General features: G+C 64.3%; 13 protein-coding genes. 10 read left to right on the top strand and 3 right to left on the bottom strand.

What is annotated here, in order from left to right; translation table 11 throughout:
- The first annotated feature begins 1 nt into the window (after window position 1).
- Genes JMY28_RS28975 through JMY28_RS28945 form a run of 7 tightly spaced genes read left to right on the top strand, consistent with a single transcriptional unit; the run spans window position 2 to window position 7,481 of the window.
- Entirely contained in the window at window positions 2–532 is a 531-nt protein-coding gene (locus tag JMY28_RS28975; RefSeq protein WP_201699348.1) for a (2Fe-2S)-binding protein, read from the top strand.
- 17 nt (window positions 533–549) lie between these two features.
- Window positions 550–2,964, top strand: a complete 2,415-nt coding sequence (locus tag JMY28_RS28970; RefSeq protein ID WP_201699347.1) for an aerobic carbon-monoxide dehydrogenase large subunit — start codon at window positions 550–552, stop codon at window positions 2,962–2,964.
- A gap of 30 nt (window positions 2,965–2,994) precedes the next feature.
- Complete coding sequence (locus JMY28_RS28965; protein WP_201699346.1) at window positions 2,995–3,654, top strand: SRPBCC family protein; 660 nt, start codon at window positions 2,995–2,997, stop codon at window positions 3,652–3,654.
- A gap of 8 nt (window positions 3,655–3,662) precedes the next feature.
- Complete coding sequence (locus tag JMY28_RS28960; protein ID WP_201699345.1) at window positions 3,663–4,559, top strand: AAA family ATPase; 897 nt, start codon at window positions 3,663–3,665, stop codon at window positions 4,557–4,559.
- Complete coding sequence (locus JMY28_RS28955) at window positions 4,553–5,755, top strand: vWA domain-containing protein (protein WP_201699344.1); 1,203 nt, start codon at window positions 4,553–4,555, stop codon at window positions 5,753–5,755. Before JMY28_RS28960 ends, JMY28_RS28955 begins: the two co-directional genes overlap by 7 nt.
- The gene (locus tag JMY28_RS28950; RefSeq protein WP_201699343.1) at window positions 5,752–6,843 is read left to right on the top strand and encodes an XdhC family protein; all 1,092 of its coding nucleotides are present in this window, start codon (window positions 5,752–5,754) and stop codon (window positions 6,841–6,843) included. The genes JMY28_RS28955 and JMY28_RS28950 overlap by 4 nt, the downstream gene beginning before the upstream one ends.
- Window positions 6,840–7,481: a nucleotidyltransferase family protein gene (locus tag JMY28_RS28945; protein WP_201699342.1), complete on the top strand. Its 642-nt coding sequence runs from the start codon at window positions 6,840–6,842 to the stop codon at window positions 7,479–7,481. The genes JMY28_RS28950 and JMY28_RS28945 overlap by 4 nt, the downstream gene beginning before the upstream one ends.
- Before the next feature lie 17 nt (window positions 7,482–7,498).
- On the opposite strand, the gene JMY28_RS28940 is transcribed toward JMY28_RS28945, so the two are convergent.
- The gene (locus JMY28_RS28940; RefSeq protein WP_201699341.1) at window positions 7,499–8,749 is read right to left on the bottom strand and encodes a Zn-dependent hydrolase; all 1,251 of its coding nucleotides are present in this window, start codon (window positions 8,747–8,749) and stop codon (window positions 7,499–7,501) included.
- 190 nt (window positions 8,750–8,939) lie between these two features.
- On the bottom strand, window positions 8,940–10,520 hold the full coding sequence (locus JMY28_RS28935) for an isocitrate lyase (RefSeq protein ID WP_201699340.1): 1,581 nt from the start codon (window positions 10,518–10,520) through the stop codon (window positions 8,940–8,942).
- A gap of 477 nt (window positions 10,521–10,997) precedes the next feature.
- Between JMY28_RS28935 and JMY28_RS28930 the strand changes: the two genes are divergently transcribed.
- Genes JMY28_RS28930 through JMY28_RS28920 form a run of 3 tightly spaced genes read left to right on the top strand, consistent with a single transcriptional unit; the run spans window position 10,998 to window position 12,748 of the window.
- Entirely contained in the window at window positions 10,998–11,270 is a 273-nt protein-coding gene (locus tag JMY28_RS28930) for a metal/formaldehyde-sensitive transcriptional repressor (RefSeq protein ID WP_201699339.1), read from the top strand.
- Window positions 11,271–11,278: 8 nt separating this feature from the next.
- A complete protein-coding gene (dmeF, locus tag JMY28_RS28925) occupies window positions 11,279–12,556 on the top strand; it encodes a CDF family Co(II)/Ni(II) efflux transporter DmeF (RefSeq protein WP_201699338.1) in 1,278 nt (425 codons plus the stop codon).
- A 3-nt stretch (window positions 12,557–12,559) separates the two neighbouring features.
- Window positions 12,560–12,748, top strand: coding sequence for a DUF1289 domain-containing protein (locus JMY28_RS28920; RefSeq protein ID WP_201699337.1), 189 nt, complete (start codon window positions 12,560–12,562; stop codon window positions 12,746–12,748).
- A gap of 96 nt (window positions 12,749–12,844) precedes the next feature.
- On the opposite strand, the gene JMY28_RS28915 is transcribed toward JMY28_RS28920, so the two are convergent.
- Window positions 12,845–13,120 (bottom strand): hypothetical protein, encoded by a 276-nt coding sequence (locus tag JMY28_RS28915; protein ID WP_201699336.1) that lies wholly within the window; start codon window positions 13,118–13,120, stop codon window positions 12,845–12,847.
- Window positions 13,121–13,323: the final 203 nt, after the last annotated feature.

Below are 13,323 nucleotides of genomic sequence, written 5' to 3'. Positions count from 1 at the left end.
AATGGCCAGCAAAACCATGGTGTCGTTCAGCCTCAACGGCAGCGAGGTCGACGTCGTCGTCGAGCCGCGCGAACTGCTGATTCACACGTTGCGCGAGAAGTGCCAGCACACCGGGCCGCATATCGGTTGCGAGACGTCGCATTGCGGCGCCTGCACCGTCGATTTCAACGGCATGTCCGTGAAGTCGTGCACGCTGCTGACGGTGCAGGCGCAGGGCGCCCAGGTCCGCACGGTCGAAGGGCTTGCCGAAGGCGGCGCGTTGCATGCGCTGCAGGAGGGCTTCATGCAGGAGCACGGGCTGCAATGCGGCTTCTGCACGCCGGGCATGCTGATGCGCGCGTACCGCTTGCTGCAGGAGAACCCCGATCCCACCGAAGCGGAAATCCGCTACTGGATGGCGGGGAACCTGTGCCGCTGCACGGGCTATCAGAACATCGTGAAGGCCGTGCAATACGCGGCGCGCAAGCTGCGCGGCGAAGCGGTCGAAACCTCGCATCCGCTCATCGAAGCGGGCGCGGCACACGCGCACTGAGCGCCGGGAGACACGTCATGGGCAATCTGGACGCCAATCTCGAACGTCTCGCCGCGCTCGAAGGCATGGGCTGCTCGCGCAAGCGCCGCGAGGATCCGCGCTTCATCCAGGGCAAGGGCAGTTACGTGGACGACATCAAGATGCCGGGCATGTTGTTCGGCGTGATGGTCCGCAGTCCCTACGCCCATGCGCGCGTAAAGCGCATCGACAAGTCGCGCGCGCTCGCGCATCCCGGCGTGCACGCCGTGCTCACGGCGGATGACCTCAAGCCCCTCAAATTACACTGGATGCCGACGCTCGCAGGCGACGTGCAGGCGGTGCTCGCCGACGAAAAAGTCTGCTTCCAGAATCAGGAAGTCGCGTTCGTCGTAGCCGACGACCGCTATGTTGCCGCCGATGCGGCCGAACTCGTCGAAGTCGAGTACGAGGAACTGCCCGCGCTCGTCGATCCCATGAAGGCGCTGGAGCCCGACGCGCCCGTGATTCGCGAGGACATTCGCGACAAGGACACGGGCGCTCATGGTGCGCGTAGGCATCCTAATCATATTTTCACGTGGACGATAGGTGACCGCGACAAGACAGACCGCATGTTCGAGAGTGCGGAGGTCACAGTCAGGCAGGACATCCTGTATCCGCGCGTGCATCCATGTCCGCTCGAAACCTGCGGCTGCGTCGCGTCGTTCGACAAGGTGCGCGGCGATCTCACGGTCTACATCACGTCGCAGGCGCCTCACGTCGTGCGCACCGTGGTCGGGCTGCTGTCGTCGATCCCCGAGTCGAATATCCGCATCATTTCGCCCGACATCGGCGGCGGTTTCGGCAACAAGGTCGGCGTGTATCCGGGCTACGTGACGTCGATCGTGGCGTCCATCGTGCTCGGGCGTCCGGTCAAGTGGATCGAGTCGCGCAGCGAGAACCTTTCCAGCACCGCGTTCGCGCGCGACTACCACATGACCGGTGAACTGGCCGCCGACAAGGACGGTCGCATCAAGGCGCTGCGCGTCAATGTGGTGGCCGACCACGGCGCATTCGACGCGTGTGCCGATCCGACCAAGTGGCCGGCCGGCATGTTCCATGTCTGCACGGGCTCGTATGCGATCCCCAATGCGTTCGTCAGCGTCGATGGCGTGTACACGAACAAGTTTCCGGGCGGCGTCGCTTACCGCTGCTCGTTCCGCGTGACCGAGGCCGTCTACCTGATCGAGCGGATGGTGGACGTGCTCGCACAGAAGCTTGGCATCGACAAGGCGGAGATCCGCTTGCGCAACTTCATCGGCCGGGACCAGTTTCCGTACACCACGCCGCTCGGCCTCGAATACGATTCCGGCGACTACGAAACGGCGCTGAACAAGGTGCTGGCCGCCGTCGATTACAACGCGCTGCGCGCGGAGCAGGCGCAGCGCCGCGCCGACCCCGATGCGGAGTGGCTCATGGGCATCGGCCTCGTGAACTTTACCGAGATCGTCGGGGCTGGGCCGTCGAAAATGTGCGACATCCTCGGCGTGGGCATGTTCGATTCGTGCGAGATTCGCGTGCATCCGGACGGCTCGGCCATCGCACGCATGGGCACGATCACGCAGGGCCAGGGGCACCAGACCACCTATGCGCAGATCATTGCGTCGGAGGCCGGGATTCCGGCCTCGAAAATCGCGGTGGAAGAGGGCGATACCGCCACGGCGCCATACGGGCTCGGCACCTATGGTTCGCGTTCGACGCCCGTCGCAGGCGCCGCGGTGGCACGCGCCTCGCGCAAGATCCGCGAGAAAGCACGCCGGATCGCGGCCCATCTGCTCGAAGCGAGCCCCGACGACGTCGAATTCGATCTGGACCGCTTCGTCCTGAAGGGCTCGCCCGACCAGTTCAAGACCGTGAAGGAGGTGGCGTGGGCCGCCTACAACAACGTTCCCGAAGGGCTGGAGATGGGCCTCGAGGCCGTCGACTATTACGATCCGCCCAACTTCACGTTTCCGTTCGGCGCCTACGTGTGCGTGCTCGACATCAACCGCTATACCGGCGAGATCCGCGTGCGCCGCTTTTACGCGCTCGACGACTGCGGCACGCGGATCAATCCGATGATCATCGAGGGGCAGATTCATGGCGGCCTGACCGAAGGGTTTGCGGTGGCGCTTGGCCAGGAAATGCCCTATGACGAGGCGGGAAATCTGCTCGGCGCGACGCTGCTCGACTACTTCGTGCCGACGGCCGTGGAAACGCCGCATTGGGAAACGGACTTCACGGTGACGCCATCGCCGCATCACCCGATCGGTGCGAAAGGCGTGGCCGAATCGCCGCACGTCGGCTCGATTCCGTGTTTCACGTCGGCCGTGGTCGATGCCTTCGCACATCTCGGCGTCACGCACATGAACATGCCGCACAACGCGTACCGCGTGTGGCAGCAATGCCGCGAACTCGGATTGACGCGGGCCGCCTGAGTCGAAGCGCACGAGAATGAGGAATCCAGAATGAAAGTCGTACTCGACAAGGCATTTCCGCTCGACGCGAGCGCGGCCCGCGCCTGGGCGCTGATGCAAGACATCGAGGCGGTGGCCGGTTGCATGCCAGGCGCGAAGATTACCGAGCGCGTCGACGATACGCACTACAAAGGAAACATCACGGTGCGGCTCGGGCCGGCGACGATGTCGTTCAAGGGCGACATCGAAGTGCTTGCGCTCGACGCCGCGGCGCGCAGCCTGCATCTGCTCGGCAAAGGAACGGATTCGACCGGTAGCTCGGCGGCGACGATGGATCTCACGGCCAGTGTGCAGCCCACGGGCGAGACCTGCACTTTGGTCGGCAGAAGCGAGGTGACGATGAGCGGCAAGGCCGCCGCGCTGGGTGGGCGGCTCATGGGGCCCGTGTCTGAGCAACTGCTCAAGCAGTTTGTCGCGAACTTCTCGGCTCGGCTGAGTGCCATGGCGCCGCCGCAGGACGTGCCTGATGCGCCGGGCGCTGCCGCGGACGCGGCCGGCTCGGCCACCGCGGCCGACCCGGCGGCAACGGCGCCGGTTTACAAGGCGGCACCGCCTGCGCAATCCGCCGAGCTGAACGGCATTGCGTTTTTGTGGGCCATCGTGCGTGACTGGCTGCGCGCTCACTTCACGCATAAGGCCCAAGGCCGCTGAGGCGCGCCATGACGTCGACCGACCGCATGCCGGACGTCCTCGCTCTGCAGGCTAAGCTCGCGGACCACCGGTTTATCGTCGAGCGCAGCTTCGCGGCTGCGCTGCTGCTCGCGATGGAAATGCGCCGCCCGCTGCTGCTGGAGGGCGAGGCGGGCGTGGGCAAGACCGAAGTTGCGAAGGCGCTGGCGCGGCTGCTCGACGCGCCGCTGATCCGGCTTCAATGCTACGAGGGCCTCGACGCGCACGCGGCGCTCTATGAGTGGAACTACGTTCACCAACTGCTGGCGATCAAGCTGTTCGAGCAGGACCCGCGGCCTCTGCGGGACAAGGAGCAGGACATTTTCTCGGAGCGCTATCTGCTCAAGCGTCCGCTGCTCGAAGCCATTACGGCCACACCCGCGCCCGTGCTGCTGATCGACGAAATCGACCGCACCGACGAGGCGTTCGAGGCCTACCTGCTCGAGCTGCTTTCTGATTTCCAGCTCTCGATTCCCGAGCTTGGGGTGATCCGCGCGACCGAGCGGCCCTACGTGATCCTGACGTCGAACGCCACGCGCGAGATTTCGGACGCGCTGCGCCGCCGCTGCCTATACCAGTACGTCGACTATCCGTCGTTCCAGCGCGAACTCATGATCGTGCGGACCCAGGTTCCCGAAGTGCCGGAGGCGCTCGCGCGCCAGATCGTCGAATTCGTGCATGCGGTGCGCGAAATGGCGCTGCGCCGCAAGCCCGGCCTCGCGGAAACGCTCGACTGGGTGGCCGCGCTGCTGCGCCTCGGCGTGAGCGCGCTCGACGAAGGCGGCGTGGACCGCGTGATGGATTCGCTCGCCGCGCTCGTGAAAACGCGCGAGGATCAGGCCAGTCTCACGCGGCCGGTGGTTGAAAAACTGGTGGCATCATGCTGACCGGAATCGACAGCACCTCGCATGACGCCGCGCCGCACGATCTTGCCGATAGCCTCGTCGCGCGCTATGCGGGCTTTGCGGGCTGGCTGCGCGCGAACGCGTTCGGCGTTACGAGCGCGGACGTTGCCGCCACGCTCGAGGTGGTGCAGCGCATGGGGCAGACAGATCGCGACGTGCTGCGCTGGAGCCTGCGTGCGCTGCTGTGCTCGCGCGCACAGGAGTGGCGCCGTTTCGACGACCTGTTCGACGCCTATTTCCTGGCGCCGAACCGGCGCAGGTTGGCGCAAACGCGTGCTGGCGGCGCCGGGCCCCTGGCGCGCGACGACGCGGCCAACGGGCCGTCCGATGCGAGCGAGGGCATGCCGGTTTCGCTCGCGGGACGCGGCGACGGTGCGGCGGGAGAGGGCGCCGCCGCGAACGAAGGCGCCACGCGCAGCGAGTCGCTCGCGCACGAGGATTTCCGTCACCTGAACGATCGCACCGAACTGTTCGCCATCGACGCCGCGATCCGCCGCTTCGCCCAGCGCCTGCGCGGCATCCAGATGCGCCGCGAGCAACGCGCGAGTCTCGGGCGCACGATCGATCTGCGCTGGACCCTGCGCCGCAGCGTGTCGCGCGGCGGGCTGCCGGTCGAGCTCGGGTGGCGGCGCAAGCGCCGGCAGCGCCCGCGCATCGTTCTGCTGCTCGACGTGAGCCGCTCGATGAGCCTCTACAGCTTCTTCTTCCTGCGGCTTGCGCGCGTGCTGAGCGATCGTTTGTCCGACGTCCACAGCTTCATCTTTCATACGCGGCTCGTTTGCGTCGACGAAGCGCTGCGCGACCCCGATCCGCGCCGCGCCCAGGAGCGCCTGCACCTCATCTCGGAGGGCTGGGCCGGCGGGACGCGCATCGGCGAAAGTCTCGTCGGGTTCAACGAGCACTACGCGCCGCGCTTGCTGCATGCGCGCACCGCGGTCGTGATCGTCAGCGACGGCTACGACGCCGGCGACGTGACACAGCTCGGCGAGTCGCTTGCCGCGATCCGGCGGCGCTGCCATTCGCTCGTCTGGCTCAACCCGCTCGCCGATCGTCCCGGCTTCGAACCCGTCAGCGCGGGCATGCAGGCCGCGCTGCCGCATCTCGACCTGTTTTCCGGCGCCCGCGACCTCGCGGGCCTCGAACGGATCTTTCCTCAAATTCTCGAGGCGCTGCAATGAATGTCCATGCCGAATCCAGCGAGACCCTTCCGGACGCCGCGGATCTGCTGCAACTCGAACAGCGGCTGATCGATGCAGGCGCGCCGTTCGCGGTCGTCACCGTGATCCGTGCGGCCCCGCCAACCTCGACACACGTCGGCGCCCAGGCGCTGGTGGAGGCCAGCGGCGCGCTGCATGGCTGGGTAGGCGGGGGCTGCTCGCAGACGATCGTCATCGAGGCCGCGCGCCAGTCGATCCGCACAGGGCAGCCCCGCCGCGTGCGGATCAGCAACGATCCGACGGCGGCCGAGGCCGAAGTCGAGGCGCATGCCATGCCGTGCGCGAGCAATGGCACGCTGGAGCTCTTCATCCAGCCCACCGTGCCCGCGCCGCTCGTGGCCGTGCTCGGCGCGACGCCCGCGGCACGCGAAGCGTGTGTGCTTGCGCGGCGCGTCGGGTTTCGCGCGAGCATCGCGGCCGACGTCGCGCGAGCGGGGCAGCCGGGTGTCGACGCCGCTGCGCTGGATCGCGCCGGTACGGCGTTCGTACTGGTCGCAACACAAGGCGAGCGCGACGAGGATGCGCTCGAAGCGGCGTTGCGCAGCGCCGCGGTGGCGGTGCTCCTGATCGCGAGTCACAGAAAGGCCGAGCAGTTGCGCGCGGCTATGCGTCTGCGCGGCATCGAGGAGACCCGGCTGGCGGCGTTGCACGCACCGGCGGGGCCAGCGATCCATGCGCACACGCCGCAGGAGATTGCGCTAGGCGCCGTGGCGGGGCTCGTCGCCCTGCGGCACGAAATGGAAGAGGCGGCGGCACGCGCACAGGCCGCCGCGCCGCAGGCGAGCATCGCCACCGAAGCCGTTCCGCCATTGCCGCCGTGCGAGGCGCTCGGCGCGCCGGTGGAAGAGGCGGGTTGGTACGTGAACCCCGTGTGTGGGATGAGCGTCGAGATCGCGAAGGCGAAACATGTTGTCGATTATGGCGGCCGCAAGGTGTACTTCTGCTGCGACTGCTGCAAGACAGAATTCGAGCGTGCTCCCGAGCGCTATCTGGCCGCCGCGCAGGACGCTGCCGCGCGCCCCGGCGACCCACCGGCGGGTAAGCAATGAGCGGCGCGACGTTTTCGGCTGTCGTGCTCGCGGCGGGCTTGTCCGCGCGCATGGAGGGGCGCCACAAGCTGTTGCTGCCGGTGCGCGGCGAGCCTGCCGTGCGGCGCGTCGTGCGCGCGCTCGTTGCGGCACAACCTCAAGAGGTTGTCGTCGTGACCGGATTCAACAGCCGAGCCGTATTTGAAGCGCTCGACGGCCTCGACGTGCGTTTCCAGAGCAACCCACGCTACCGGGAAGGACAGATGACTTCGGTCGCGAGCGGTGTTTGCGCGCTGCAGGCGCCGTGCGACGCCGTGATGATTTGCCTCGCCGACCAGGTGCTCCTCGAAACGGCCGACTATCGTGAACTGATCGAGGCCTACGCGTCGATGTCGTACGGATCGATCCTCGTGCCGATGTTCGAAGGCGCGCGAGGCAATCCTGTGGTGTTTGCGTCGAGCTATTGCCCCGAGGTGGTGGGCGGCCGCTTGAATCCGGGCTGCCGCAAGTTGATCGCAGAGCATAGCGGTGAGGTGTTTCTCCACGAGGCGGCGCACGATCGTTTTTGCGTCGACATGGATACACCCGCCGACTACCTGAGCGTCATTGCGCGAGTGGAGGGCGAGGTTGCCAGCGACGCGCGCATACAAAACCCCTGAACCCACGCCCTGAAGCATTACACCTGGCGCCGCAAAGCCTGGGCGATTCCCGCTGCCGCCCGCGCCGCAACTTCGCAACCGAGCACGATATGCGCCTCCGCAGTGTCCTCGATGAAATCGTGACTGACGCCGCCGATGCTAGGCACGAACAGCATGCAGGCAGGAATGTGAGGCGCGATGACCTGTGCATCGTGCGACGCACCGCTTGGCATCTGCGTCCACTGTCCGGGCGCGAGTGCTTCAGCCGCTTGCGCGAGTTGCGCCTGCAATTCCGGGGCCATCGCGACAGGTTCCTCGGCACCCTCGCACGCGATCAGCTCCGCGTGCACGGCGTGTTGCGTGTTCCAGACATCGACTAACTCGACAAGCGCGCTTTCCATCGCATGTAGCCGCTCGGGGTTTGCGTCGCGGAACTGCAGGTTCATCAGCGCCTTGCCAGGCACCACGCTGAACGAACCCGGATCCAGATCGATGCGTCCGACGGTCCACACCGTATCCGCGTTCGCCAAGCGGCCAAACGCATCGTCAATACGTGCGATGAACGCGACCAGCGCCGCACCCGCATCGCGTCGGATGGACATCGGCGTCGTGCCTGCGTGATTGCGCTGCCCGGTGAAGCACAACTGAAACTCGCGAATGCCGACGATCGTCGTCACGATGCCAATGGATTTCGCCGATGCTTCGAGCCGCCCACCCTGCTCGATATGCGGTTCGAGATACGCGCGCTGCCTCGTGCGATCGAGCGTGACCCGCGGCAGATTCGCGAGTCCTGCCTGGGCGAGTGCATCGCCGAGCAACAGACCTTCTTGATTGCGCGCGCTTCGCAACGAGGCATCGATCGCAACGCCCACAAAGCTTCGACTTCCAAGGAAACCCGAAAACGTTCCTTCTTCGTCGATCCACGACGCAACGTCCACCGCGAAGTCGCGCGTTGCGTCGCACTCGTCGAGGGCGCGAGCGATTTCCAGGCCATAGATCACACCGAGCGCGCCGTCGAGCCAGCCGCCAGTCGGCTGGGTGTCGGTGTGCGAGCCGATCACGAGCGCGGGGCCAGGCTTGCGCGAGCGTCCGAACACGGTGCCGACGCCATCGATGGCCGCGTCGAGTCCAGCGTCGGTCATGCGCGCGGCGAGCCAGCGGCGCGCCTCGATATCCGTCGCCGAAAGCGCCAGGCGTACCACGCCGGGGCCGGTGGCCCCGAAGCTGCGCAACGTCTTGAGGTCGTCGAGCAGGCGAGCCGGGTTAATGCGTGGGAAGTCTGCGTGCACGGGCTACACCAGGGCATGAGTCGATGTGGAATCGAGAATCCTGGCATCGCCGCGCCGGGCACCTGGGTCTTGATCCCTGAACGAGACACCGTGATTCCGGTGCCGGAAGCGATACCCCGCGAGCAATCTCGCCGGATAAAAAAACGCCAGCCTGTATGGGCTGGCGTTTTGATTGGAGTGCTAACCGCTATCAGAACTGGTTCATCGTGTTGTCTTTGCCCGCTGCTTTCAGGGCCGCTTCGCCGCTGAAATACTCCTTGTGGTCGTCGCCGATGTCCGAGCCGGACATGTTCTGGTGCTTGACGCAGGCGATGCCCTGACGGATTTCCTTACGCTGCACGCCAGCCACATAACCCAGCATGCCCTGGTCGCCGAAGTATTCCTTGGCCAGGTTGTCGGTCGACAGTGCGGCGGTGTGGTAGGTCGGCAGCGTAATCAGGTGATGGAAGATACCGGCTTCACGCGCCGCGTCGGCCTGGAAGGTGCGGATCTTTTCGTCGGCGGAGGCTGCCAGTTCGGTCTGATCGTATTCCACGCTCATCAGCTGGGCGCGGTCGTATGCCGACACGTCCTTGCCTGCGGCTTTCATCGCGTCATACGCCTGCTGACGGAAATTCAGGGTCCAGTTGAACGACGGGCTGTTGTTGTACACCAGCTTGGCGTTAGGGATGACCTTGCGAATCTCGCTGACCATGCCGGCGATCTGGGCGATATGCGGCTTTTCGGTTTCGATCCACAGCAGGTCGGCGCCGTTTTGCAGGGCGGTGACGCAATCCAGCACGCAGCGTGCTTCGCCCGAGCCGGCGCGGAACTGGAACAGGTTGCTCGGCAGGCGCTTGGGACGCAGCAGCTTGCCGTCGCGCTTGATGACGACGTCACCGTTGCCCAGTGCATCGGCCGACAATTCCTCGCAATCGAGGAAGGCATTGTATTGGTCGCCCAGGTCGCCCGGCGTGCTGGTCACGGCGATCTGCTTGGTCAGGCCGGCGCCCAGCGAGTCGGTACGGGCCACGATGATGCCGTCGTCCACGCCCAGTTCCAGGAAGGCGTAGCGGATCGCGCGGATCTTGGCGAGGAAGTCCTCGTGCGGCACGGTGACCTTGCCGTCCTGGTGACCGCACTGCTTCTCGTCGGACACCTGGTTTTCGATCTGGATGCAGCATGCGCCTGCTTCGATGAACTGCTTGGCCAGCAGGTAGGTGGCTTCCGCGTTGCCGAAACCCGCGTCGATGTCGGCGATGATCGGCACGACATGGGTAACGTGGTTGTCGATTTGTGCCTGGATGGCGGCCTTGGCCGGGCCTTGTGCAGCGTCGAGCTGGCGGAACAGGCCGCCCAGTTCACGGGCGTCGGCCTGGCGCAGGAAGGTGTACAGCTCGCGGATCAGCGCGCTGACGGAGGTCTTCTCGTGCATCGACTGGTCCGGCAGCGGGCCGAACTCGGAGCGCAGCGCGGCGACCATCCAGCCGGACAGGTAAAGGTAGCGGCGCTCGGTGCTGTTGAAGTGCTTCTTGATGGAGATCATCTTTTGCTGGCCGATGAAGCCGTGCCAGCAGCCCAGCGACTGCGTGTACTTAGCCGGGTCGGCATCATAGGCGGCCATGTCGGCGCGCATGATCTTCGCGGTGTACTTCGCGATGTCCAGGCCCGTTTTGAACTTGTTCTGGGCACGCATGCGTGCGGCCGATTCGGGATTGATGGCATTCCAGGCGCTGCCTTGTTTCTCCTTCAAACCAGCAACTGCCTTGATGTCGTCTTGATATTGGGCCATGAGTATCTCCTGAGAGGGAAGCGCGTTTGACTAGTTAAGTTCGGCGTGCCGCTGCGTCTGTCGAAGCGAACTGCATGACTCAATTGTAGGGTTTTCTTGATGCGTCGCAGCAATGTCTTATATAAGACATATGACTTATTTATTCTTTATTTATCAAGAAGATAGATGGCGATTTTTGCGCTGTAGAACATGTTTTCACAAAGCGAAAAGCCACCGCTCCGGAAAATTCGAAGGGTATTCCGCAATGTGAAACGTGCTTTCGGTTACCGGAGGGAGGGGGAAGCACCGATCGCTCGGCGTATTTGTAGACGTCCGTTTTGACGAACAGACGTTTTAACGCGCGATCAAACACGTAGCGCAAGCCGCCAGGTTGAACTCGCAGGGGCCGACGACGAGGAAAGGGTGTCCGTCGCGATGGACTTCAGCGATCCGGTGATCGTCGTGCTAGTATACCCCCCTACCCTATAAGGAGATGCCGTGAGTCATACCGTTCGCGAGAAACAGAAGCTGCTCAACCGGGTTCGCAGGATCAAGGGGCAGATTGAGGCGATCGAGCGAGCACTGGAAGAGGAGCGCGGTTGCATGGACGTGCTTCAGCTCATCACCAGTTCGCGGGGCGCGATGAACGGACTGCTTGCGGTGGTGCTTGAGGACCATATCCGCACGCATCTCGTGGACGCCGAGCCGGCCGACGAGCATGGGAGCGGCACGGAACAGTTAATCGAAGTGGTTCATAGTTATTTCAAGTGAAAGACGTGATGAGCAGGTTTGAAGATGCGGCCTTCGGGGCCGGGCACGACCATATTTTTCTCGGCAACGCCCATGAGGAAAACGAACGCCGGACCTGGATGGTGATTGCGCTTTGTAGCGCCATGATGGTCGCCGAGATCGTTGGCGGGAGCCTGTTCGGTTCGCTCGCGCTCGTGGCGGACGGACTGCACATGTCAACGCACGCGGGTGCGATGCTGATCGCGGCGCTCGCCTACACCTATGCGCGCCGTCACGCGCGCGATCCACGCTTCGTTTTCGGCACTGGCAAGCTGGGCGACCTCGCCGGTTTCACCAGCGCCATCGTGCTCGCAATGATCGCACTCCTGATCGGTTACGAGGCGGTGCGCCGCCTGTTCGCGCCGGTCCCGATTCATTTCAGTGAGGCGATACCCATTGCCGTTGTCGGTCTGCTCGTCAATCTTGCCAGTGTCTGGCTGCTTAGTGGCGGTCATCACGGGCACAGTCATGGTCATGATCACGGGCACACGCATAGCCATGGACACGGCCACGACGATCACGAACACGAAGAAGTCACGGAGATCGTCACGGCAGACGGGCGCTTCACCGTTTCGATTTTCGAGGACGGCGTGCCCCCGGTATTCCGGATCCAGGCGCAGGCGGGCACGTGCGACCCCGCGGACGTGCGCATGACGACGGTCCGTGAAAACGGGCATCGGCAGACGTTTGAGTTCGTGGCCCGGGACGGCTATCTGGAATCGAAGGACGACATACCGGAGCCACATGCCTTCAAGGTCGTCGTCCAGCTTCCCGATGGCGAACATACAATCCAGTTTGAAGAGCATGACCAGGACGACGCGCACGCGGCGGCCACACGTGACCACAACATCCGCGCGGCGTACGTTCACGTGATTGCTGATGCAGCGGTTTCTGTGCTGGCGATTATCGGACTACTGCTTGCCCGCGCGTTCGGGTGGCTATGGATGGATCCACTTGCAGGCATTGTTGGCGCGGTGGTGATCGCGAACTGGTCCTGGAGTCTCCTGCGCGATACCGGTGCCATCCTGCTGGACATGAATTCGGATCACCGCACGGCCGAGGGTGTGCGTAACCTGATCGAGGACAACGGTGACCGGGTGCTCGACCTTCACGTCTGGCGGGTGGGGCCTGGACACCTCAGTGCAGCTTTGTCGGTCGCAACGGACCAGGCTTCGCATGGCCCGGACTTCTATCATCGCGCACTCCGTCGTTTCCGGAGCCTTTCTCATGTCACGGTCGAAGTGAATCCGCTAAGCGCGGCGGCGTGAGCGATGGCGGCGAAATCACCCTGTATCGACGTGTGCGCGTTTCAGCGTAAAAGCGGGCTCTGTACCGGCTGTTTTCGCACTCGGGATGAGATCAAGGCCTGGAAGAAGCTGACTGACCCCATGCGTCACCAGATCCTGAATGACCGGCCGCGGCGGGAAGCTAAAGCGAAAGCGGACGGATTCGGGCGCTGATCGTCGGGAAGGGGGGGCGGAGCGAGGGCGCCAGAAAAGCGAAACCCGAAAGCCGGGTTCATTCATGCTGTGCGCGGGACCGGACGGGCGGCCCTATCAGCACTCGCCTTTCTTGGCGTGTCCGGGCGGGCAGTGCCAACCCTTATCGTGATGATGGTGCTTTTCCCAGTCGTCGCGAGTCCAGTAACGGTGGCCATCCCAATAGCGGTCGCCATGCCAGCCCGGCGTCACGACGATGGCCGCAGGCGCCGGCGCCACCACGACAGGCGTACCCACGTTGATGCCTACGTTGACATCGGTGGCGTGTACCGCGCTGGTCATGCCGATTGCAACGGCAGCGAGTGCCAACTGTGCGAGTGCTTGTTTCTTCATGGACAGTCCCCCAAATTTCAACGCGTGCCAGGATCGGATTTCACTGGACAACAAAAAACCCACTCGAAGGCGGGTTTATTGGCAGGGAACAATGAGCTTCCCTTGAAATTTCGCCTTCCAGCAGGTCGCGTATAAACTCGACCCAAAGGAAGGAAAGCAGAGATGTTCAAGGTACCGCACCAGGTGTACACGGCAGAGTTCAA

The sequence above is a fragment of the Paraburkholderia hiiakae genome (assembly GCF_904848665.1).
In the GTDB taxonomy this organism is placed as follows: Bacteria; Pseudomonadota; Gammaproteobacteria; order Burkholderiales; family Burkholderiaceae; genus Paraburkholderia; species Paraburkholderia hiiakae.
Note: the sequence above shows the minus strand (reverse complement) of the source record. Positions and strands in the feature narration are given on the sequence as shown.

What these genes read in the sequence shown, in the direction of transcription:
- JMY28_RS28975 (WP_201699348.1), top strand. Translation starts at nt 2, where the DNA reads ATGGCCAGCAAAACCATGGTGTCGTTCAGCCTCAACGGCAGCGAGGTC.
- JMY28_RS28970 (WP_201699347.1), top strand. Translation starts at nt 550, where the DNA reads ATGGGCAATCTGGACGCCAATCTCGAACGTCTCGCCGCGCTCGAAGGC.
- JMY28_RS28915 (WP_201699336.1), bottom strand. Translation starts at nt 13,120, where the DNA reads ATGAAGAAACAAGCACTCGCACAGTTGGCACTCGCTGCCGTTGCAATC.
- dmeF (WP_201699338.1), top strand. Translation starts at nt 11,279, where the DNA reads ATGAGCAGGTTTGAAGATGCGGCCTTCGGGGCCGGGCACGACCATATT.
- JMY28_RS28920 (WP_201699337.1), top strand. Translation starts at nt 12,560, where the DNA reads ATGGCGGCGAAATCACCCTGTATCGACGTGTGCGCGTTTCAGCGTAAA.
- JMY28_RS28955 (WP_201699344.1), top strand. Translation starts at nt 4,553, where the DNA reads ATGCTGACCGGAATCGACAGCACCTCGCATGACGCCGCGCCGCACGAT.
- JMY28_RS28945 (WP_201699342.1), top strand. Translation starts at nt 6,840, where the DNA reads ATGAGCGGCGCGACGTTTTCGGCTGTCGTGCTCGCGGCGGGCTTGTCC.
- JMY28_RS28935 (WP_201699340.1), bottom strand. Translation starts at nt 10,520, where the DNA reads ATGGCCCAATATCAAGACGACATCAAGGCAGTTGCTGGTTTGAAGGAG.
- JMY28_RS28960 (WP_201699345.1), top strand. Translation starts at nt 3,663, where the DNA reads ATGACGTCGACCGACCGCATGCCGGACGTCCTCGCTCTGCAGGCTAAG.
- JMY28_RS28950 (WP_201699343.1), top strand. Translation starts at nt 5,752, where the DNA reads ATGAATGTCCATGCCGAATCCAGCGAGACCCTTCCGGACGCCGCGGAT.
- JMY28_RS28965 (WP_201699346.1), top strand. Translation starts at nt 2,995, where the DNA reads ATGAAAGTCGTACTCGACAAGGCATTTCCGCTCGACGCGAGCGCGGCC.